The organism is Actinokineospora spheciospongiae, assembly GCF_003182415.1.
GTDB classification, from domain to species: domain Bacteria; phylum Actinomycetota; class Actinomycetes; order Mycobacteriales; family Pseudonocardiaceae; genus Actinokineospora; species Actinokineospora spheciospongiae.
Genome location: NZ_QHCP01000002.1, coordinates 400,559 through 422,712 on the forward strand (window position 1 = coordinate 400,559; position 22,154 = coordinate 422,712).

Genomic DNA, 22,154 nt, shown 5'->3' on the forward strand with positions numbered 1-22,154 from the left:
CCTACTGCCTTCCCAGGATCGGTCCGTAAAGCCGGTGCAGCAGCCATTCCGCCGACTCCGCGATGGCGCGCAGCTGCTTCGTGCTGAGTTGCCCTTGTTGGTCGTCGAGCTCGATCACCCAAGCCTCGAGGTGCTCCATCGGGATGTCGCGCGCGGCGGCGCGCGCACCGAATGACTTGCCGCGGGCTTGGACGACCTCCGCGTCATCGGGATGGTCCCGGAGCCACTCGGCGGCGCGGGTGAAGTTCTGCTTGTGCTGGCCCAACCGGGTCCGCAAGTTCTCGGCGACCCCGATGTACAGCGGCGACGAGAACGCAGGCGAGACCATCTCGAGAATCCTGGTCATTGCCTGACGCCGGTCCTCGGACTCCACAGCGTCCATGAGCTTGCTGGTTCTCTCCGCACTCCCTGCATCGCCGTCGCCCGCCTGCTCGGATGCGCGGAGGGGATAGTCGAGGACCAAGTCCCCACGCCAACGTGCTCCGTACGTACCCCTGCCGACGAGATCGATGGGGAGGGGTTCGTGGTACCCGGCGTACCGGCGGATGAGGTTGAGGAAGCCCTCGATGGACTCGTCCCCGTCGGGTCCCGGCTTCAGCTTCCAATCAGGCGGGCCCGCGCGGAAAACGGCGTACCACGCGTAGATGCCCGGCGCCTCCGGCGCCCGGTCGACGTCGAGCATCGAGAACCGGCTCTGCATCTGCTCCCCTACTGCACCCGAACTTTACGCAGGCTTCCCCTTCGGGCGGACTACAGTCGGGTCGAACGCTCGGATTTCACCCGGTAGTGAATCACACCAGCGCCCGCTGCAACTACGCTGTGCAACTCCGCGGCAGCACCGCGCACACCGCTTCAGCGGATCGCCGCGATGCGGTCGTGGAGATCTTCCCAATCGACCTCAGCAGTGAGGTGGCTCCAGGACAACCGCAACGCGCCCTGGACCCGCTCGACCGGCAGGCCCATCGCGATCAGCACATGACTCGGTTCGTAGCTGTGCGAGGTGCACGCAGAACCGTTGGACACCGCAGCGGCGCCCTTGAGGGCGAGGATCAGCGCCTCGGAATCGAGTCCGGGGATGCTGAGGTTGACCGCATGGGCGACCACCCGGTCCGGGTCGCCGTTGTACTCGGCCCCCAAGCGGTCGAAGACGCGCAGTGCGGCGCTCTTGTGCTCGAGGCACGTGCGCATTCGGGTCTCGTTGTCCCTGACCGCGAGATGTGCGGCGGTCCCCAGCCCAGCCACCAGCGGCACGGGCAGGGTGCCCGGGCGCAGTCCCCGCTCCTGGCCACCGCCGTGCACGAGCGGCACCAGTGGTGGGCGCTTGTAGCCGCGCCTGCGCGCGACCAGGGCACCGACCCCCTTGGGCCCGTAGATCTTGTGGCCGGAGATGCTGATCAGGTCGATGCGCGGGTCGCGCAGCGCGGCGAGTTCCTTGCCGAAACCCTGGGCGGCGTCGACGTGCAGGTACGCTTGGTGGTCGCGGAGCAGCTCAGCGATGTCGGCGAGTGGCTGGCGGACCCCGGTCTCGTTGTTGACCTGCATGACCGACACCGCGAGCGTGTCAGGTGTGAGGGCGTCGGCCAGGGCTTGGGGGTCCACCCAGCCGCCTGCGGTCGTCGGGAGGAAGACGACGTCGAACCCGCGCCGGGCGAGCTGTTCGACGGGTTCGATCACCGCTTTGTGCTCGATCGCGGTGGTGATGACCCGGCGGCGGCCCGTCTTCTCACCGTGCTCGACAAGGCCGAGCAGGGCGATGTTGTTGCTCTCTGTCGCCCCGCTGGTGAACACGACTTCATCCGAGTGCGCGGCCACAACCTCCGCGACCTGTTCGCGCGCGCGTTGTACGCGCGACTTGGCCGCCTGCCCGTATTCGTGCGTACGACTCCCCGAATTGCCGAACTCGACGATGAAGTAGTGCATCACCTCATCGAGGACAGCGGGCTCCAGCGGGGTTGTGGCGTTGGCATCCAGGTAAACTGGACGACCTTCGTTGTCGCTGTTGGTCACAGTGTCCTCAACCGCTCGTGGGAGTCGCCTCTTCCCGCTCCCGAGGCACCCAGTAGTGTACGCAACACACTGGCCGAGTTCGTAGCCATGTCGCCCGATGTCTGCAAGTATTAAGATGCACTTGCGTACACCCGCGTCGAGAGGTACCTGGTTGATCATGTCGGTCGAGACCGAGGACCACCCGACGTCAACCCCAGGTGACGACACCAAGACGCACAGGTCGGACGTCTTCGAGTACGTGTTCCCCGCCATCCGCGGCATCCAGGCCCAACGCCACTTCTACGTGACGATGTTCCCCCTCAGGCTGGTGCCGCGGTTGTTCCTCTTCGACGAGGAGGAGCTGCAGCCCACACTGCGCGCGCAGCGGAGCCTGAACAAGGCGCGGATACCCGAGATCGCGCGGTACATGCTCGACAACCCGTCCGGCTACGTCTTCTCCGCCCTGACGGCCTCCGTGGATGCCGACATCCGGTTCGACGCCCTGGGCAAGGGCGGCGCCGAGGCGCGCATCGGCCAGCTCGCGATCCCGATGTCTGCCCGTTTCGTCATCAACGACGGCCAGCACCGCCGGGCGGCGATCGAGCAGGCGCTGCGCGAGAACCCGGACATGGGTGACGAGAGCATCCCCATCGTGCTGTTCCTGGACATCGGCCTGGAGCGCAGCCAACAGATGTTCGCGGACCTGAACCGGTACGCCATCCGCCCTGCCCGATCGCTGACCATTCTGTACGACCAGCGCGAGAACGGCGCGCAGATCGTCAAGAGCATGATCAAGGCCTCTCCGCTCTGGAGCGACCTGGTCGAGCTCGAGCGGAGCAACCTCTCCGCCCGGTCGAGGAAGCTGTTCACACTTTCCGCGCTGCACGGGTCGACGAAGGCGCTGCTGGAGTCCGTCGGAGATCTGACCGTCGACGAAGCCGCGAAGCTCGCCAGGACCTACTGGGACGCAGTGGCCGAGAAAATCCCCGAGTGGCGGATGGTGTACGAGCGGAAGGTCACTGCCGGAGACGTCCGCCGGGACTTCGTCCACAGCCATGGCATCGCCCTGCACGCGCTGGGAAAGGTGGGCAACACGCTGCTTCGGCAATCCCGGGACTCGCGGCGGTGGCGGAAGGCCCTCGCACCGTTGACGGGCATGGACTGGTCCCGCTCCAACGCCTCCCTGTGGGAAGGTCGAGCAATCCTCGGGGGTCGGGTCTCGAAGACCGGCAACAACGTGATCCTCACGACCAACGCACTGAAGAAAGCGCTCGGCCTCGAACTCACGGCGGACGAGTCGCACGTCGAATCCCTGCACGAGCGAGGTCGGGCATGAGCAAAGCGAAGACGGGACGGAACTCGGCATTCGCCGACGAGGGGTTCTCGGCGACGATCGAGCGCTTGGTCGTGGAGGTGCAGTCCCTCTACCTGGCCGACCGCATCCCCTGGGTCGTCGGGTACAGCGGTGGCAAGGACTCCACCGCGACCCTGCAGCTGGTGTGGATGGCACTCGAGGCGCTCCCCGTGGAGCAGCGGACGAAGCAGGTCCACGTCATCAGCACCGACACCCTGGTCGAGAATCCGGTTGTGTCCTCATGGGTGGCGCATTCGCTCGAGCTGATCAACCGGAACGCGGTCGCCAAGGGGCTGCCGATCGAGGCGCACAAGCTCACTCCTCAAATCTCTGACACCTTTTGGGTGAACTTGATCGGTCGCGGCTACCCGGCACCACGGCCGAAGTTCCGGTGGTGCACCGAGCGACTGAAGATCAAACCGTCCAACGAGTTCATCCGCCGCATGGTGCGCACGCACGGTGAGGCGATCCTCGTCCTCGGTACGCGGAAGGCAGAGAGCTCCGGCCGTGCGGCTCGCATGAACTCCTTGGAGTCGCACCGGGTGCGCGACCAATTGAGCCCGAACTCAAACCTTCCGAACTCCCTCGTCTACAGCCCCGTCGAGAATTGGTCCAACGACGACGTCTGGCTGTTCCTGATGCAGCGCCCCAACCCGTGGGGTTACAACAACAAGGACCTCTTGACGATGTACCAGGGGGCCTCATCGGACGGCGAGTGCCCTTTGGTGGTGGACACCAGCACGCCCAGCTGCGGCGACAGCCGGTTCGGGTGCTGGACCTGCACCTTGGTCGACAAGGACAAGTCCATGTCGGCGATGATCCAGAACGACGACGAGAAAGAGTGGATGCGCCCGCTGCTGGACATCCGCAACGATCTCGACAAGACCGATGACCGCGATCGCCGCGACTTCCGTCGGATGAACGGGACGGTCCAGCTCTTCCACGACGAGCCGATCCACGGCCCGTACCTGCAGCAGTGGCGCGAGGCTTGGCTGCGGAAGCTGCTGGAAGCCCAGTCGTACATCCGGCAGGAGGGCCCGGACAACGTCTCGGACATCGAGCTGATCACCCAGGCAGAACTCGAGGAGATCCGCCGGATCTGGGTCGTGGAGAAGCACGAGTTCGAAGACACCCTGCCCGGGATCTACGAGGAGGCGGTCGGTTCGCCCTACCCGGGCAAGCCGATGGACGACCACCTGCCGCTGGGCGCCGAGGACGTGCGGCTCCTGCGCGAAATCGTTGGCGAAGACAGCGGGTCACTGCACTTCGAGATGGTTCGGGAGCTGCTCGACATCGAGCAGCGGCACCGCGCGATGTCGAGGCGCGCCGGGCTGTTCGATGCGCTGCAAGGGGCGTTGCGCAAGGGCTTCTACGACGACCGGGAGGACGCGCTCGAGCGCGCACTGACCCACTCAAGGGTCAAGAAGAAGGCGCAGGACAAGGACAACGCCGAGCTGGAGAATCTGATCGACTTCGAGACCGGCCTGATCAGGCTCACCCCGATCGAGAGCACTCGAGAGACATGATCTTCGACGAACTCGTCCTGCACAACGTCGGCGTGTTCGGTGACAGGCACACCTTCGCCCTGACGCCGCCCAGTCCGGACAAGCCCGTCATCCTGATCGGAGCACTGAACGGGGGCGGCAAGACGACGTTCCTCGACGCCATCCAGCTCGCACTCTTCGGGCCGATGGCTCGCACGACAAGCAGGGGCACGGGCAGCTACCAGCAGTACCTTCGCAGGCTCATCCACAACGGCGTCGCACCGGCGGACGGGGCGTCGATCGAGCTCGCCTTCCACATCGTGGAGCAGGGTGAGCCCCGCCACTACCGGGTGTGCCGGTCTTGGACCGGCACCACCTCGGGCGCCAAGGAGCGGTTGGACGTCCTCATCGACGGCAAACCCGACCAGACCCTGTCCCGGCAGTGGGCCGAGCGGGTCGACGCGTTCGTGCCGCGCGGGGTGGCCGAGCTGTTCTTCTTCGACGGCGAGAAGATCGAGACGCTCGCGGAGCTGGACAACGCCCGCGAGGTGCTGCGGACCGCCATCGGCGCGCTGCTGGGCCTCGACCTGGTGGACCGGCTGACCACCGATCTCACCGTGGTCGAGCGCAACCACAAGGCCGACGCCGCCCCGCCCGTGATCCAGAAGGTGCTCGACGCCCAGCGCAACAAGCTCGCCATGTGCGAGAAGGCGGAGGCAGAAGCCAAGGAGCGGTTGGGCGAGGCCAAGGACCGCGTGGCGCAGGCCAACAAAGCATTGGCGGCCATCGAGGCCAAGATCCGGCTTGAGGGCGGCGAGCTGCTGGATCGAAGCAAGGACCTGGAGGCTGCCAAGCGGCACCTCAGCGAGCGGTCAGCATCGCTCCAGAGGCAGATGGTCGACGTGGCAGGGGAGAGCCTGCCGTTCGCCCTCGTCCGCGAGCAGCTGGTGGCCCTCGAGGAACGGGCAGGCGCGGAGTTGGAGCACGTGCAGCAGCGGGCGGTGACAGACCTGCTCGGGAAGCGGGATCAGCAGACGATCCGCAGATTGCGCGACCAAAATGCGCCTGAAGAGGTCATCGAGGCGATGCGTTCCTTCCTCGCCGAAGACCGCAAAGCCCGTCGGGATGGTCAGAAGCAGAGCCGGGTCGCCAAGCTGAACCACGACGCCGTCGCCGTCCTCAGGCAGTTGACGGGCAACAGCTTGGACGAGGAGATCGCCAAAGCGACCAGGCTCGCCGAGGAGCAAGCCGCGACGGTGGCCGAGCTCGAGGACGTGCTCCGGAGTCTGGCAGAGGTTCCTGCGGAAGAGGCGTTGGAACAGCTCCACGAGGAGCGCAACGCAGCCCACGCGGCGGTGGCGGCAGCGGTGCAGGCTGAGGGCCTCGCCGACTTCGACCTCAAGTCCGCCGCATCTGAGAAAGAGGAGGTCACGCGGGTCCGGGACGGCCTGTTGAACAAGGCGGCCGAAGAATTCGCCGCGTCCGATGACTCACGCAGGTTGATCGACCACAGCCAGCGGGTCCGGGCGACCCTGGCCAAATTCAAGCACGAAGCAACCAGGAGGAACGTCGACCGCATCGAGAAATTCATCCTCGAGTCTCTACAGCGGTTGGCAAGGAAGAACCGGTTGATTACCGACATCAGCATCGACCCGGAGACCTTCGAGGTGGAGCTGCAAGGCAGGGACGGCACGGTGCTGCTCCCCCAACAGCTCTCAGCGGGAGAGCGCCAGCTGCTCGCCGTGTCGATGCTGTGGGGGCTGGCCCAAGCCTCCGGGCGACCGCTGCCGGTCGTGATCGACACGCCGCTCGGGCGGTTGGACGGAATCCACCGCAACCACCTGATCGAGCGGTACTTCCCCCAGGCAAGCCACCAGGTGATCCTGCTGTCGACCGACCAGGAAATCGACGAGCCCGCCTGGCAGAAGTTGCGCAAGCACGTCGGACACACCTACCAGCTCGAACACGACAACGCGAGCGGGCGCACGTCCGCCAAGACCGGCTACCTCTGGTAGATCGCGGACCGAGGAGCAACCATGCCAGTCGAAAACATCACTCTCAGCCAGCGAGGCCGCGACCAGCTCGTCACGTTGAAGCGGCGCACCGGGATCGCGAACTGGAACACCCTCTGCCGGTGGGCTTTCTGCCGTTCGCTCGCCGAACCGAGTACGCCGCCGTTGGCCAAACACCCGGCTGACAGCAACGTGACCATGAACTGGCGGACCTTCGCCGGGCAGCACGAAGACATCTACTGGGCCCTGCTGCGCCAGCGGTGCGACGCGGACGGCCTCCCGCTCGACGAGGAGACGCTCGCCCTCCAGTTCCGCATCCACCTCCACCGGGGGATCGGATACCTCGTCGGGGACCGGGGACTGCGCTCCATCTCCGACCTCCTCGGTCAGGCCACATCCCCCCAGCGGGGATGACCGGTCCAGTCCCCCGGCACAAGACCGCGCTGAGCCGAACAGCGCTGTCGAGGCCGCTCACCACCGCGCTCGAGGACTCCCTGCTCGATGGCGACTGCACCCTGTTCGACTACGGGTGCGGTCGGGGAACGGACATCGATCACCTGGTCAGGATGGGCATCAGCGCCAGCGGTTGGGACCCCGCTCATCGGCCGGACGCACCGAGGGAACCCGCGGGCGTCGTGAACCTGGGCTATGTGCTGAATGTGATCGAGAATCCGGACGAGCGGGTGACCACGCTGCGAGCTGCCTGGGAGCTCGCCGAGCAGCTGCTGGTCGTGTCCGCTCGCATGACCTGGGATGCGAAGGGCTTCCGCGGGAGGCCCTCCGGGGACGGGTTCATCACCGGCCTCGGAACGTTCCAAAAGTTCTTCACCCAAGACGAGCTCCGCACCCTCGTCCAGGAAACCCTGGGCGCACCGATGCTGGTCGCCGCCCCCGGCATCATCTACGTGTTCCGTGACCCGATGCGCGCACACGGCCTCCTCGCCGAACGCACGCGGCGCCGGACCCTTCCGCCTGAGCCGTGGATCTGCGAGCAGCTCTACCAGGAGCACAGGACCGTGCTCGCACCGCTGGTCGACTTCCTCACCCGACGCGGACGCTTGCCGAAGGGAGACGAGCTCCGCACGGGGCAGATCCTGCGGCACTTCGGCAGCCTCGCCCGCGCGTTCGGGATCGTCGCCACCACCACTGGCGAGCAACACTGGGAGCGGGCGCGCGAGCGCGCCACGGCCGAGTTGCTGATCTTCCTGGCACTGGCGCGCTTCGAGGGGAGACCGCGGTTCACACACCTGCCGCGGACGATCCAGAACGACGTGCGGGAACTCACCCGCACGTACAAGCAGGGGTGCGTCCGGGCCGATCGTCTGCTGCTTGCCTCCGGGAAGCGCGACCTGGTGCACCTGGCGATCTCGGCGAGCGCGGTGGGGAAACAGACGCCCACCGCGTTGTACGTCCACTCCTCCGCCCTGTTCCACATTCCCCCGGTCTTGCGAGTGCTCGAGGGTTGCGCCCGCGCCTTTGTAGGTGTGGTGCCGGGGGCGAACGTCGTGAAGCTTCACCGGGACGAGTCCCGGGTCTCCTACTTCAGTTACCCGGAGTTCGGCCGCGTCCCCCACCCGACACTGGCCACAGCTGTGACAGTGGACCTCAAGAGCAGGACGGTGGATTTCCGCGACCACCGTCAGTCGGACAACCCGCCGATACTCCACCGGACCGAAGAGTTCCTCTCACCCGATGACGAAAGGTGCGCCGGGCTGAAGGCCACGACCGAAGCCGAGAAGGCAGCCGGGTTGTATGAGCACCCCGAACGCATCGGCACCCTGGACGGTTGGCGCGGAGAGGTCGCCCGGTGCGGAGAGCGGTTGGACGCCGATTTCTTCCGCAGAATCGCAGGTGGGCCCGGCGCGGTATGACCGCACGCTTGACACCGTCCCGTAACTGATCTTGTGTCGCGTTATGTGCATCCCTGTTCCGGTGCCAAGACTGCCGACGAGAAGTTCGATCTTGATGGTGGCGAAGAACGAGTCCGCAACGGCGTTGTCCCAGCACTGGCCTCTTGAGTGCCCCCTGCAGGGAGGGCGAGCGGGCAGCCGCGCCGCGATACCTCGTTGCGGTGGGCATACGCCGTGGTCACGATTACTGAGACCGTTGCTTCTTCCCGCCTGTGGACTCCGTGATGCGCCGTCCTCCGAGGGCACGCACCCTTTGGCTCTCGCGGTGGCGTGGAAGGGGGTCGCAAGGATCAGTAGACGTCGCGGACGTAGCGTTTTTCGGTGGTGAGGCGTTTGACGTAGGCCGTGGTTTCCTCTGGGGTGAGGTGGCCCTGGTGGGCTATGACCTCGTGCAGGGCCTTGTCGACGTCCTTGGCCATTCTGGTGGCGTCGCCGCAGATGTAGAGGTGGGCTCCTTGTTCGAGCCAGGTCCAGAGGGTGGGGGCTTGTTCTCGCATTCGGTCTTGGACGTAGACCTTGTTCCTCTGGTCTCGGGAGAAGGCCGTGTCGAGGCGGGTGAGGGTGCCTGTGGTGTGGTGGTGGGTGAGTTCTTCTTGGTAGTAGAAGTCTGTGGATTGTCGTTGTTCGCCGAAGAAGAGCCAGTTGGGGGCTTTGTCGCCCCTGGCTTGGCGGTGGTCGAGGAAGGCCTTGAAGGGGGCTACGCCGGTGCCGGGGCCGACCATGATGGCGGGGGTGGTGGGGTCGAGCGGGGGGCGGAAGTGGGGGGAGCGCTGGATGAAGACGGGGACCCGGGTGTCGGGGGCGGCGTCGGCCAGGTAGGCGGAGCAGACGCCTGTTCTGGGGCGGCCGTGGGGGTTTCCGTAGCGGACCACCGACACCGTGAGGCTGACCCGGGTGGGGTCGGTCAGCGGGCTCGACGAGATCGAGTACTGGCGGGGTTGCAGACGCTTGAAGGTGTCGGCCCAGGCCTGGGCGCTTGCTCGCAGGGGGTATTCGGCGGCGATGTCGACCGCCTGCCTTCCCCAGGCCCACTTGGACAGGGCGTCGCGGTCGTCTTGGCGGAGGAGGATCTTGAGGTCTTTGTCCTGGGTGTGGTCGACCAGGAAGTGCAGGAGGTTGGGGGTGACCTTGGCGATTTCCAGGTGCCGGGTGAGGGCTTCCCGCAGGGGGACCTCGCCGATGCCCTTGATGTCCACCGTGGACTCGGGGTCCAGGTCGGTGACGGTGAGCCATTCCTGGACCAGGAGGGGGTCGTTGTCCGGCCAGATGCCCAGGGCGTCGCCCACGTCGTAGGTGAGGTCGGTGCCGGTGAGGTCGAAGGTGAACTGGCGGACTTCCTTCTGGGCGCCGGGGAGGCTCAGGAGGCGGTTGCCGGTGAGGGTGACCGTGCGGACGTCGGGCTTGGCGCGGCCGGTGGGGGCGGGGGCGGTGCGCTCGGCGGTGGTGGCGGGTGAACCCGCCAGTGCGGCCAGGACCCGGTCGAGCCACTGGTGGGCGGGGGTTTCGTAGTCGGGTTCGCAGTCGGTCCTGGGGGCCAGGCGGTGGGCGCCCAGTTCGCCCAGGCGCTGGTCGAGCCGTTTGCCGTGGCCGCAGAAGTTGTCGTAGTTCGAGTCGCCCAGGGCGAGGACGGCGTAGCGGACGCCCGCCAGGGCTGTCGCATCCACTGTGGACAGTTCGGACCAGAAGTCGGTGCCGTTGTCGGGGGCGTCCCCGTCGCCGAAGGTGCTGCTGATGAACAGGAGGTCCGATTCCCTGGGCAGGGAGCGGGGGGTGATGTCGGACATGCACAGGACGCGGGCTCGGTGCCCGGCTCCGGCCACCGCCTCGGCGACGGCCGCCGCGACCCCCTCGGCGTTGCCGGTCTGCGACGCCCACAGGACCAGGACCTCGCGGCCCGGCGCGGAGCGGGAGAACAGGCCCGCCAGGAGGCCGTTGACCCAGTGCTGCTGCTCGGTCGACAGCGGGGAACCCGGGGGCAGCACCGGCACACCAGGGGCGCTCGTGGCCGCGCCGACACCGGAGAGGAAGCCCGCCAGGTAGGTCTTCTCCGCGTCGCCCAGCGGGGGCGGGGTGAGCGCGGGCAGGCCGAGGGCCTGGGCCAGGATGGCGGCGGGGCCGCCCTCGGGGGTGGGTGCGACCAGGGTGGGACCGGGATCGGGCGCCGGGGTCACCGAGGCGACCTTGGCCAGGGCCACCGCGCACACCTTCAGCTCCGGTTGGAACGACAGCGGGTCCACCGCGTCGTTGGTCACCGCGTTGATGCTCAGGTACTCGCCGAACAGGTCGTTCCAGTGGAACGGGGCGAACAGGCTCCCCGGCCGCACCCGGTCGGTGACCACCGCGGGCAGCACGGCCCGGCCCCGGCGGGACGCCACCTCGACCGGGTCGCCGTCCCCGACCTCCAGCGCCGCCGCGTCCGCCGGGTTCAGCTCCACGAACGGGCCCGGGTTGAGCCTGGTGAGCTTGGCGACCTTGCCCGTCTTCGTGAGCGTGTGCCACTGGTGCTGGACCCGACCGGTGTTGAGGACGAACGGGTAGTCCTCGTCCGGCATTTCGCGGGCGGGCAGGTGCGGCCGGGCGAAGAACTGGGCCTTGCCGCTGGGCGTGGGGAAGACCAGGTCGCGGTAGCGGATGGGGTTGCGCGCGGGGCCCGCCGGGGCGCTGGGCCACTGGACCGGGGTCTCGCGGAGCCGGTCGTAGGTGACCCCGCGCAGGTCGTAGCCGGTCTTCGGGTTGTGGAAGCGCTTGATCTCGGCGAACACGTCCTCGGCGCAGGCGTAGTCGAACGCGTCGGCGAAGCCCATTTCGCGGGCGACCCTGGCGATGATCAGCCAGTCCGGCAGGGCCTCCCCCGGTGGGGTCACCGACTTCGGCACCAGGGTCAGGTTCCGCTCGGAGTTGATCAGCACCCCCTCCCCCTCGACCCACATCGCCGCGGGTAGCACCACGTCGGCGTAGGCGTTGGTCTCGGTGGCGGCGAACACGTCCTGGGTGATCACCAGCTCGGCCCGCTCCAGGCCCTCCAGCACGGTCCGGCGGTTGGCCACCGACGCGACCGGGTTGGTGCAGATGATCCAGCAGGCCTTGATCTCCCCGGCCGCCATGCGGGCGAACATGTCGACGGTGCCGGTGCCCGCCTCGGTGCGCAGGGTCCCCCCAGGCAGGCCCCACACGTCCTCGGTGAACGCGCGGTCGGCGTCGGCGAGGACGCTGCGCTGCCCGGGGAGCCCGGGTCCCATGTAGCCCATCTCCCGGCCGCCCATGGCGTTGGGCTGACCGGTGAGGGAGAACGGGCCGCTGCCGGGGCGGCAGATCGCCCCGGTGGCCAGGTGCAGGTTGACCAGGGCGTTGGTGTTCCAGGTGCCGTGGGTGCTCTGGTTGAGGCCCATGGTCCAGCAGCTCATCCACTCCCCCGCCGTGCCGATCAGCTCGGCGGCGCGGCGCAGGTCGGCCTCGGGGATGCCGGTGGTCTCGGCGACGGCGGCGGGGGTGTAGTCGGCGAGGAAGTCGGGCAGGGCGTCCCAGCCCTCGGTGTGCGCGGCGATGAAGTCGGGGTCGGTGTGGCCGTTCTCCACGAGCAGGTGCAGCAGGCCGTTGAGCAGCGCCAGGTCGGTGCCGGGTTCGATCCGCAGGAACAGGTCGGCCTTGTCGGCGGTGGCGCTGCGGCGCGGGTCGACCACGATGAGCTTGGCGCCCGCCTTGACCCGGTCCATCATCCGCAGGAACAGGATGGGGTGGCAGTCGGCCATGTTGGCGCCGGTGACCAGGAAGACGTCGGCGCGGTCGAAGTCGTCGTAGGAGCCGGGCGGCCCGTCGGCGCCCAGGGAAAGCTTGTAGCCGGTGCCCGCGCTGGCCATGCACAGCCGCGAGTTGGACTCGATCTGGTTGGTGCCGATGAACCCCTTGGCCAGCTTGTTCGCCAGGTACTGCGCCTCCAGGGTCATCTGCCCGGACACGTAGAACGACAGCGCGTCCGGGCCGTGCTCGTCGAGGAGGGCGCGCAGCCTGCGGGCGGTGTCGGTGATGGCCTGGTCGACGGGGGTGCGCACGGGTTCGGCGCCGCGCTCGGGGCGGACCAGGGCGGTGTCGAGGCGGTCGGGGGCGGCGAGCAGGTCGGCGCTGGTGGCGCCCTTGGTGCAGAGCCTGCCCGCGTTGGTGGGGTGCTGCTTGTCGCCGACGGCCTTGAGCGCCGTGCGGGTGCCGTCGGGTCCGATCCCGATGTCGAGCACGATGCCGCAGCCAACGCCGCAGTACGAGCACACCGTGCGCACCGACGTCCCGCCCACCGCGCCTTCCCCCTTCGGTCACGACCGCCTGCCACCGAAAGTTAAGGAGCGCGCGTTACGCCCGGATGACTTTCACCCCGGGGGTGCGTTACATGGCGCTCGCGCTGCCGGGATTCACCCTGTGCGCGACTGAGTCGGAGTTCACAGGTCCGAACGCGGTGTACGCGTCGAGGGTGACCTGCTCCAGGAGGTCCCGGTGCGGCGGTTCCCCGGGCAGGCCGGGCAGGCCGTGGCGGGCGCCGAGCAGGGCACCGGCGAGAGCGGCGGTGATCGGGTCGCCCGCGGCGGCGAGGGCGGCGGCCGGGTCGTGGCCGAGGCGCAGGACGACCAGCAGCGCGCCGTGCCAGCACAGCCCCTGCCACCCCAACTGCTCGGCGACCGGCGTCTCCCGGTGGCCGCGCAGGACCAGGAGGTGGCCGTACCGGCCCTGTTCGGCGAGGACCTGGTGCAGGGCGGGCGCGGGCAGGCGCTTGGCGAACAACGCCCGGAAGACCTGGGTGACCCCGTCGGACCACCATTGCGGGTCAGCGGTGGCGGCCACGGCACCCGCGATGCCCCGCGCCTCGCCGAGCGGTTCGGCGTGCGGGATGAGCGAGTCGAGCCAGCCGTCCGGGCGCAGCGGTCCGGCCACGGTGGCGCGGAGGGTGTCCAGGCCGTGCAGCAGCCCCGCGATCAGCGTGCCGTCGCCCCCGGCGGTCGCCTCCCCGAGGGCGAAGCCCGCCACCGCGCCGAGCACCCGGTCCCAGGCGTGGGGGTGCGCGCCCGCGTCGACCCGAGTCACCTTGCCGAAGGTCGGGGCCTCGGGCACGGGCTCGCCGTCGGCGGACCAGGTGGTCCGGGTGCCCACGGGTGGGGGCGTGGTGCGGGCGCTGTGGGTCCAGGGCAGGACCGCGGCGAGCTGCCAGTACTCGACCCCGGTGACGTCGTGGCCCAGGGCCCGGGCGGCGACGGTGAAGGCGCGCAGGTGGGCGCGGATCGCCTCGGGCGCGTCGTCGGGGGCGTCGAGGTCGCGGCAGGCGCGGGTGATCTCGGCGATCTGCTCCGGCCGGTCGTGGAACGGCAGGTGCTCGACGGACTCCGCCCGGCCACCCCCGCCGGTGGCCTCGAACCACCGGCCGCCGTGGGCCGGGTTGAGCTTGACCCCGTCCGCCCCGGTGGTGGCCAGCAGGTCGCGCATGGTCACCTCCCGCCACGCGCGGTCCGCGAGCGGGAAGTGCCGGGGTGAGGTGTAGGCGGCCTGCCAGGTGCGGGCGCCGCCGAGTTCCTCGAACAGGTACTCCGAGGTCACCAGCACCGGGAAGTCGGTGAACGCGTCGGGGTCCGGCAGCCAGCCGCAGTCCAGGTGGGCCAGCACCGCGTCGCCCAGGGTGTCCGGGGGCGGGGCGCCGTGCCACGACGGGCCGGGGAGGTACCCCGGGTTGCGCTTGACGTCGTCGCCGCGCCGCCACCCGAGCACCGCGGCCCCCGGTGCCGCGCCGAACACCGCGCTGTCCCACTCCGGGTCGACCACCGCGCCGTCCGGCAGCGGGTCCGGCCAGGACGGGGGCACGCCCGGCGTCCACGGCTGCGCCCGGGCGAGCACCGCGTGGACCTCGGTGGCCAGGCACTCCAGCAGGTCGGCGGCGGCGACCGGGGGCAGGCCGGGGGCGCCGTGGCGGGCGCCGACCAGCGCGCCGACGACCGCCCCGACGACCGGGTCGGGTGCGGCGGCGAGGGCGGCGCCCGGGTCGTGGCCGAGCACGGCCGCGATCAGCAGCGCCTGCTCGCGCGGGGCCAGGCCGGGCAGGTGCGCGTGGACCGGCACGTGCCGCTGGTCGCGCAGGTCCAGCAGGTGCCCGTACCCGCCGGACTCGGCCAGCAGCAGGTGCGTGGCCGGGGCGTGCCGGTGCAGCGCGCGCTCCAGGACCGGGCTCAGGTCCGGTGCCCACCGGTCCCCGAGCAGGACCGCGCCCAGGTCGGAGGCGACGGCGGCGACCAGCGCGCCCGCCTCGGCCCCCGGCTCGACCGGGGCGACCCAGCGGTCCAGCCACCCGACCGGCCGGGTCGTCCCGTCGCCGGAGGGGCTCAGTTCGGGGTTGTTCCCGGCCAGTTCGCGCAGCAGGGCGTCGGTGGCGTGCAGCAGCCCGGCGGTGAGCGTGCCGTCACCGCCCGCGGCGACCTCCCCCGCGGCGAACCCCAGGTAGGCGCCCACCACCCGGTGCCAGGCGTGCACCGCGTCCGGGTGCTCACGGGGTGAGTGCTTGCCGAACGTCGGCGCCTCCCACACCCGTTCACCGGTCGCGTCCCACCACGCCCGCGCACCCGGGGGCGGTGAGCCGGGCCGGTCGGCGGCGAGCCAGCCGAGCACGGTCCACATCCGGGTGAACTCGCCGTGGGTGGGGGAGAACCCGTTGGCGCGCACGCCGTCGAGCCACGGCCCGGCCTGCTCCCGGGCCCGGTCGGCGGCGTGGACCGGGTCGGTGGCGCCGAGGGCGGTCAGCCGCTCGACGAGGGCGGCGCGGTTGGCGCCGTCGACCTCGGCGGAGGTGAATTCCGCGCTGGGCAGGGCTTCGAACTCGAACGGGTGCCCCGGTGCGACGGTGTACGCGTCGTCGACCAGGACTTCCCGCTGCTCGGTCCGCACCAGGACGCGCACGTGGACCTCCCGCCAGGCGCGGGTGCCCGCGGGCAGTCGCCGCCACGAGCTGTACGCCCGGACCGGCAGCCCAGCGGGGTCGCCTGCCTCGACGACCAGGACGGTGGTGTCCAGCAGCAGGTCGGTGGTGGGGAGCCAGCCGCAGCGGTGGTAGGCGATGACCTCCTCCGCGGGCGTCTCCGGCCGCGGCAGGCCGATCCACTGTGGACCGGGCAGGTGGGCGGCGTTCCACTGGAAGCCCTGGTTCGTGGTGTACCCCAGGACGGCGGCCTCGGGGAAGTCCGGGAACGCCACCCAGTCCCACTCGGGGTCCAGGACCGGCTGCGACCACGGCGCCCCGGGGACGTGCGGGATCGGGGCGAGCGCGGGGTCGAACGCCGTGTGCGCGGTGTCCGCCACGCGCTCCAGCAGGTCGCGGGTCGGGGTCGGCGGCATCCCGGGTGCGCCGTGCCGGGCGCCGACCAGGGCGCCGACGAGCGCACCGGTGAGCGGGTCGTCGGGTGCGGCGAGGGCGGCGGCCGGGTCGTGGCCGAGCTCGGTCGCGATCAGCAGGGCCCGCTCCCAGGTTGTCGACAAATCGGCAAGCCGCTGCGGCAGTGGGGTTCCGCGCTGCTCGGCGATCGTCGGGTGCAGGTCGGCGAGGACCGTGCGCAGGGTCTGCCGCGGGCGGGACAGCACCCGGTCGACGACCTCGCTGATCCAGTCGACCCACAGGTCGTCGCGCAGGTCCCGGTCGACGCCCGCGGCCACGCCCGCCAGCACCGCGGCGACCTCGGTGCCCGCGTTCGCCTTGGGCGCCAACGGGTCCTGCCAACCCGGCGGGCGCACGACGGTGGCCGCGCGGACGGCGTCGGACCGGTCGGCGGCGGCGCGGACCAGCGCGTCGGTGGCGTGCAGCAGGGCCGCGGTGAGCGTGCCGTCGCCACCCGCGGCGGCCTCACCGGCGGCGAACCCGGCGTACAGGCCGACCACGTGCTGCCTGCCGTGCGGCTGCCCCGTGCCCCTCCCTAGGGGCGCCGCCGCGGTCGCCTCGATCCGCTCCTCGTCCACCGGCGGCACGGGGTGGACCTCGGGTTCCGGCATCAGGGCCGGGGCGGCACGTCGTACGGCTGGGCGGCGTCGTAGGCGCCCTTGGCGTAGCCGCCCACCTCGGCGACCGTGCCGAAGCGCTCCAGGCCCTTGGCCAGTTCGTCCATCTTGGTGCCCAGTTCGGCCAGCCTGCCGCCCATCCGGCCCATGGCCGAGCCGAGCTTGCCCAACCTGCCCGCGATCTTCGTGGCCATGGTGGCGCCCCGGACGCCCGCGTACCCGGCGTAGGCGGCGATCGAGCCGCCGAAGGTCGGGGCGGCGGAGGCGGCGGCGATGAGGGCGCCTGCGACCAGTTCGCCGATGAGGTCGGAGATCCAGCCGAACACCAGCGAGCGCAGTTCGCACACCAGCATCCCCGACAGCGCGTAGATCGCCGCCGTGCCGTCCATCGTCTTGCCCAGGGCCTCGAACTCGGCGGCCAACCGGTCCATGCTGCCGTGGAACGCCTCGCCGGACTCGCCGCCCCAGTCCGCGGCGGAGCCCAGGTCCTCGCGGTGCTCCTGGGCGATCACCTTCATCTCCAGCGCCGCCTGCTTGAGCTGGTCGACGTTGGCGTTGATCTCGTCCGGGTCGCCCAGCAGGGCGTCCAGCGGCTCGCGCAGGAAGTCGACGTGCTCGAGCAGCCAGCCCACACCCGCGGAGGCGACCGCCGAGAGCGGGTTGGCCAGCGACGACACCACGTCGACCACGGCGCCCGCACCACCCAGGGCCGCGTCGATGACGTCGGGCCCCTCCCCCTCGGCGTCGGCGGTCAGCGAGTCGACGAACCCCGCCACGCTGTCGACGGCACCCGCCCCGGTGGACCAGGTGGTCGTGGACTGTTCTTCACTCACGATGTGCGGACCCCCAGGTCAGCGACGGCCGCGACGCAGGATGGAGTCGTCGCTGAAGTCCCCGTCGTCGTCCAGCGGGGACGGCGGCGGAGTGGCGGTGTCGTCGCCCTCGGGCGGCGGCAGGTAGTCGGTGATCACCCGGAGGGTGTCGGACCCGCCCTCGCCGACGGCCTCGAACGCCTCGACGACCTTGGCCGCGGCGGCGCGCTGGGCCTGGCGGGCGACGGCCACGATCTCCGCGGCCAGCCGCTCCGGGGAGCGCCCGGCGCACGCCTGGCCGAGCCGGATGTCCTGCAACGCGCCGTTCGGCGACACCCGCACGGCGATCGCACCGTCCGCCGAGGACGCCGCGCCGTCGGCCTGGGCCAGCCCCTCCTGCAACCGGACCGACCGCTCGCGCGCGTCGGCCACCCGCGTCTCGAAATCGCGCAGCCACTCGTCGGGCGTCTTCATCGCGGCCCGTTCCTCCCCCCGGAACCCATACGGCGGGAGCGTACCTCGACCGCTGGGAGGGCGGAGGCGAGTCCGTGGAAACAGGTCACCGCCACGGCCACGGGGCGACCGGGGTCCGACCGGAATCGCGTCGCCGGCGAGCGAGCCGGGGTGGTGGGGGCGGGGCCGGCTAGCCTGACGGGTGTGGGGTATTCGGTGATCGACCTGTTCGCGGGCTGCGGTGGGCTGAGCGAGGGGTTCCGCTCGGGCTTCGAGCCGGTGTTGGCGGTCGAGCACGACCTGGCGGCGGCGGCCACCTACGCGGCGAACTTCGGGGCCGGGCACGTGCACTGGGGGGACATCGCCGGGGTCGGGGAGATCCCGGAGGCGGATGTGATCATCGGGGGGCCGCCGTGCCAGGGGTTCTCCAGCCTCGGGTCGCGGGACGTGGACGATCCGCGCAACGCGTTGTGGAAGGAGTACTTCCGGTTCGTGCACCGGGCACGGCCGAAGGTGTTCGTGATCGAGAACGTCGACCGGTTCCTGGGGTCCGCCGAGTTCGGGTTGTTGGCCCGGGAGGCCGCAGCCAGCGGGTACACCCTGACCTGGGGGTTGTTGCTCGCCGCGGACTTCGGGGTGCCGCAGCGGCGCAAGCGGGCGTTCGTGGTCGGGTCGCGGGTGGGGGCGGTCGCGCTGCCGCACCCCACGCACCCGAAGGGGCACTGGAACGGGGTCGAGACGGCCATCGCGGACCTCCCCGAGGTGCCCGTGTCGACCGCGCTGCCGGAGCGGGTGACCGAGGTGTTCGGCAGGCGGGTGCCCGGGTGCTTCCGGGCGGACGAGTTGCACCTGGGCCGCAACCCGACGGCGCTGTCGCTGGCGCGGTACCGGGCGGTCCCGCCGGGGGGTGGGCGGTTCGACCTGCCGGACGAGTTGCTGCCCCGGTGCTGGCGGGAGAAGAAGACCGGGACGACCGACGTCATGGGGCGGATGCGGTGGGACGAGCCCTCGTTGACCATCCGCACCGAGTTCTACAAGCCGGAGAAAGGTCGGTACCTGCACCCGGAGCACCACCGGCCGATCACGCACCGGGAGGCGGCGCGGTTGCAGACCTTCCCGGACGACTTCCGGTGGTGCGGGACGAAGATCGAGATCGCCCGGCAGATCGGGAACGCGGTGCCGCCGGTGCTGGCGCGGGCGGTCGCGGAGCGCGTCGCGGATCACTTGGGCCGTGTCCTGTGAGTCTCGTTCGATGAGAGTCGTGATCGAGGTGGTTCCTGGTGGTGCGGGACGAGGGCGCCGATACCGGGGTTGTATCGGTGTCCTTGGCCCGTGCCGCCAGGGGCCGCCTCGGCGCGGCTATCGCGAACATGGACTCGCAGGACACGGCCTAAGCAACTAGTTGCATTGCACTTCGTTGCATAGGTAGCCTCGGGCGCATGGCGCTGGAGCACGCGATCCTGGTCTCGCTCGGGGAGCGGGTGGGGTCCGGGTACGAGCTGACCCGGCGCTTCGACAAGTCGATCGGGTTCTTTTGGCGGGCCACCCACCAGCAGATCTACCGGGTGCTCAAGCGGATGGACGACGCCGGTTGGGTCACCGTCGAGCAGGTGCCGCAGGACGGGAAGCCGGACAAGAAGGTCTACACCGTCAGCGAGGCCGGGCGGGCGGAACTGGCCCGGTGGCTGGCCGAGCCCGGTGAGCCGTCGGAGATGCGCGACGACCTCGCGGTGAAGATCCGCGGTGCCGCGCACGGCGACCTGGACGCGCTGCTCAAGGAGGTGGCGCGGCACCGGGACCGGCACGCCGAGCGGCTGGCGGTCTACCGGGGGATCGAGGCCCGCGACTTCCCCGACGCCGACGCGCTGCGCGGTCCGGCGCTGCACCAGTACCTGGTGCTGCGCGGCGGGATCAGCGCCGAGCACGGGTTCGTCTCGTGGTGCACGGAAGTGTTGCAAGCCCTGGAGAGAGGCGCGCGATGAGCGAGTACCCCACCCTGCTGTCCCCGCTCGACCTGGGCTTCACCACCCTGCGCAACCGGGTCGTGATGGGCTCCATGCACACCGGCCTGGAGGACCGGGCCGGGGACATCCCCAAGCTCGCCGCGTACTTCGCCGAGCGGGCGCGCGGCGGGGTCGGCCTGATGGTGACCGGCGGGTTCGCCCCGAACCGGGTCGGGCGGCTGTCGCCGTTCGCCTCGAAGCTGACCACCGCGGCGGAGGCGGTCAGGCACCGGGAGGTCACCGGGGCCGTGCACGAGGCGGGCGGCAAGATCGCGTTGCAGGTGCTGCACGCGGGCCGGTACGCCTACCACCCGTTCAGCGTCTCCGCGTCGGCGATCAAGGCGCCGATCAACCCGTTCACCCCGCGCGCGCTGTCCGACCGGGGCGTGCGGGCACAGGTCGACGCGTTCGTGCGCTGCACCGTGCTCGCCCGCGAGGCCGGGTACGACGGCGTCGAGATCATGGGGTCGGAGGGTTACTTCATCAACCAGTTCCTCGCCCCGCGCACCAACAAGCGGTCCGACCGGTGGGGCGGGTCGCCGGAGAACCGGCGGCGGTTGGCGGTGGAGGTCGTGCGGCGGGCGCGGGCGGCGGTGGGGCCGGACTTCATCATCGTCTACCGGCTGTCCATGGCCGAGTTCGTGCCCGAGGGGCAGACCTGGGAGGAAGTCGTCGCCCTGGGCCAGGAGGTCGAGGCGGCGGGCGCGACGATCATCAACACCGGGATCGGCTGGCACGAGGCCCGGGTGCCGACCATCGTGACCTCGGTGCCGCGCGCGGCGTTCACCTCGGTCACCGCCGCGTTCCGGCCGCACGTGTCGATCCCGGTGGTGACCTCGAACCGGATCAACATGCCGCAGGTCGCCGAGGAGGTGCTGGCCCGCGGGGACGCCGACCTGGTGTCGATGGCGCGGCCGTTCCTGGCCGACCCGGAGTGGGTGCGCAAGGCCGCCGAGGGCCGCGACGACGAGATCAACACCTGCATCGCCTGCAACCAGGCCTGCCTCGACCACGTCTTCGCCAACCGCAAGGCGAGCTGCATGGTCAACCCCCGGGCGGCCCGCGAGACCGTGCTGGTGCTCTCCCCCACCCGCCGCGCCAAGCGGGTCGCGGTGGTGGGCGCCGGTCCGGCGGGGCTGTCGGCGGCGGTGGCGCTGGGCGGGCGCGGGCACGACGTCGACCTGTTCGAGGCGGCGGCGGAGGTGGGCGGGCAGTTCGACATCGCCCGGCGCATCCCGGGCAAGGAGGAGTTCGCCGAGACCATCCGCTACTACACCCGCCAGTTGGAGCTGACCGGGGTGAAGGTGCACCTGTCGACGCGGGTGGACGCGCGGCGGCTGGTCGGTGGCGGGTACGACGAGGTGGTACTGGCGACCGGCGTGGCGCCGCGGGTGCCCGCGATCCCGGGGATCGACCACCCCTCGGTGCTGTCCTACGTGGACGTCGTGCGGCACGGCAGGCCGGTCGGGGCGCGGGTGGCGGTGATCGGCGCGGGCGGCATCGGCGTCGACGTCAGCGAGTTCCTGACGCACACCGACACCCCGTGGGCGGCGGAGTGGGGTGTCGGCGAGTCCGGCAGCCTGGTGGAAGCCACCCCCGCCGCGCCCGCCCGCCAGGTCTACCTGTTGCAGCGCAAACAGGGCCGGATCGGGCTGAACCTGGGCAAGACCACCGGCTGGGTCCACCGGGCCGCGCTCAAGGCCAAGGGCGTCGAGCAGCTCAGCGGGGTCAACTACGAGCGCATCGACGACGACGGCCTGCACATCACCTTCGGCAAGGACCGCGGCGGGGCGCGCACCCTGGCCGTGGACACGGTGGTCGTGTGCGCGGGGCAGGAGCCCGTGCGCGACCTCGCCGAGGCCCTGCGCGCGGCGGGCACCACCACCCACCTCATCGGCGGCGCGGACCACGCGGGCGAGTTGGACGCCAAGCGCGCCATCGACCAGGGAACCCGGCTGGCCGCGACGATCTGAGGACCTTTCGGTGCCCGGGGCCCCTTGACAGGGGGAGCGCCCCGGGCACCGGCACGTCGTGTTACCGGAGATCGGCCGTCCCCGTAACACCGGGACACGTCCGCGTCACCGGCGGAGGCCGGAGCGGAAACACCCCGTCCCTAGCTTTCCCGCTGGC

At 70.5% G+C, this 22,154-nt stretch carries 14 protein-coding genes; 8 read left to right on the forward strand and 6 right to left on the reverse strand.

Going from position 1 to position 22,154, the window contains the following annotated elements:
* Position 1: 1 nt before the first annotated feature.
* Together DFQ13_RS05500 and dndA are read right to left on the reverse strand one after the other, a co-directional pair.
* Positions 2-700 (reverse strand): hypothetical protein, encoded by a 699-nt coding sequence (locus DFQ13_RS05500; protein WP_110079048.1) that lies wholly within the window; start codon positions 698-700, stop codon positions 2-4.
* A gap of 152 nt (positions 701-852) precedes the next feature.
* Positions 853-2,007 (reverse strand): cysteine desulfurase DndA, encoded by a 1,155-nt coding sequence (dndA, locus tag DFQ13_RS05505; RefSeq protein WP_219994298.1) that lies wholly within the window; start codon positions 2,005-2,007, stop codon positions 853-855.
* A 157-nt stretch (positions 2,008-2,164) separates the two neighbouring features.
* Between dndA and dndB the strand changes: the two genes are divergently transcribed.
* The 5 genes from dndB to DFQ13_RS05530 are packed head-to-tail and all read left to right on the forward strand — an operon-like array spanning position 2,165 to position 8,707.
* Positions 2,165-3,322: a DNA sulfur modification protein DndB gene (gene dndB / locus DFQ13_RS05510; RefSeq protein WP_110079050.1), complete on the forward strand. Its 1,158-nt coding sequence runs from the start codon at positions 2,165-2,167 to the stop codon at positions 3,320-3,322.
* The gene (dndC, locus tag DFQ13_RS05515) at positions 3,319-4,866 is read left to right on the forward strand and encodes a DNA phosphorothioation system sulfurtransferase DndC (RefSeq protein ID WP_110079051.1); all 1,548 of its coding nucleotides are present in this window, start codon (positions 3,319-3,321) and stop codon (positions 4,864-4,866) included. Before dndB ends, dndC begins: the two co-directional genes overlap by 4 nt.
* Entirely contained in the window at positions 4,863-6,839 is a 1,977-nt protein-coding gene (gene dndD, locus DFQ13_RS05520) for a DNA sulfur modification protein DndD (protein WP_110079052.1), read from the forward strand. Before dndC ends, dndD begins: the two co-directional genes overlap by 4 nt.
* Positions 6,840-6,860: 21 nt before the next feature.
* Positions 6,861-7,250: a DNA sulfur modification protein DndE gene (gene dndE / locus DFQ13_RS05525; RefSeq protein WP_110079053.1), complete on the forward strand. Its 390-nt coding sequence runs from the start codon at positions 6,861-6,863 to the stop codon at positions 7,248-7,250.
* Positions 7,247-8,707 (forward strand): DNA phosphorothioation-associated putative methyltransferase, encoded by a 1,461-nt coding sequence (locus DFQ13_RS05530; protein ID WP_110079054.1) that lies wholly within the window; start codon positions 7,247-7,249, stop codon positions 8,705-8,707. Before dndE ends, DFQ13_RS05530 begins: the two co-directional genes overlap by 4 nt.
* Before the next feature lie 329 nt (positions 8,708-9,036).
* On the opposite strand, the gene DFQ13_RS35520 is transcribed toward DFQ13_RS05530, so the two are convergent.
* From DFQ13_RS35520 to DFQ13_RS05550, 4 genes are all read right to left on the reverse strand, one after another.
* Positions 9,037-13,032 carry a bifunctional nitrate reductase/sulfite reductase flavoprotein subunit alpha gene (locus DFQ13_RS35520; protein WP_219994300.1) on the reverse strand — a complete coding sequence of 1,332 codons (3,996 nt, stop codon included), beginning with the start codon at positions 13,030-13,032 and terminating at the stop codon, positions 9,037-9,039.
* Between the two features lie 88 nt (positions 13,033-13,120).
* Positions 13,121-16,750 (reverse strand): hypothetical protein, encoded by a 3,630-nt coding sequence (locus DFQ13_RS05540; RefSeq protein WP_110079055.1) that lies wholly within the window; start codon positions 16,748-16,750, stop codon positions 13,121-13,123.
* Positions 16,750-17,589 carry a WXG100 family type VII secretion target gene (locus DFQ13_RS05545; RefSeq protein WP_052021606.1) on the reverse strand — a complete coding sequence of 280 codons (840 nt, stop codon included), beginning with the start codon at positions 17,587-17,589 and terminating at the stop codon, positions 16,750-16,752. The genes DFQ13_RS05540 and DFQ13_RS05545 overlap by 1 nt, the downstream gene beginning before the upstream one ends.
* A gap of 18 nt (positions 17,590-17,607) precedes the next feature.
* Positions 17,608-18,042, reverse strand: a complete 435-nt coding sequence (locus DFQ13_RS05550; protein ID WP_052021604.1) for a YbaB/EbfC family nucleoid-associated protein — start codon at positions 18,040-18,042, stop codon at positions 17,608-17,610.
* Between the two features lie 183 nt (positions 18,043-18,225).
* On the opposite strand from DFQ13_RS05550, the gene DFQ13_RS05555 reads away from it, so the two are divergent.
* The 3 genes from DFQ13_RS05555 to DFQ13_RS05565 all read left to right on the forward strand — a co-directional run bounded on the left by DFQ13_RS05555 (position 18,226) and on the right by DFQ13_RS05565 (position 21,997).
* Positions 18,226-19,263, forward strand: a complete 1,038-nt coding sequence (locus DFQ13_RS05555; protein ID WP_233438273.1) for a DNA cytosine methyltransferase — start codon at positions 18,226-18,228, stop codon at positions 19,261-19,263.
* Between the two features lie 197 nt (positions 19,264-19,460).
* A complete protein-coding gene (locus DFQ13_RS05560) occupies positions 19,461-20,003 on the forward strand; it encodes a PadR family transcriptional regulator (RefSeq protein WP_110079056.1) in 543 nt (180 codons plus the stop codon).
* Positions 20,000-21,997, forward strand: coding sequence for an NADPH-dependent 2,4-dienoyl-CoA reductase (locus tag DFQ13_RS05565; RefSeq protein WP_110079057.1), 1,998 nt, complete (start codon positions 20,000-20,002; stop codon positions 21,995-21,997). Before DFQ13_RS05560 ends, DFQ13_RS05565 begins: the two co-directional genes overlap by 4 nt.
* The last annotated feature ends 157 nt before the right edge of the window (positions 21,998-22,154 follow it).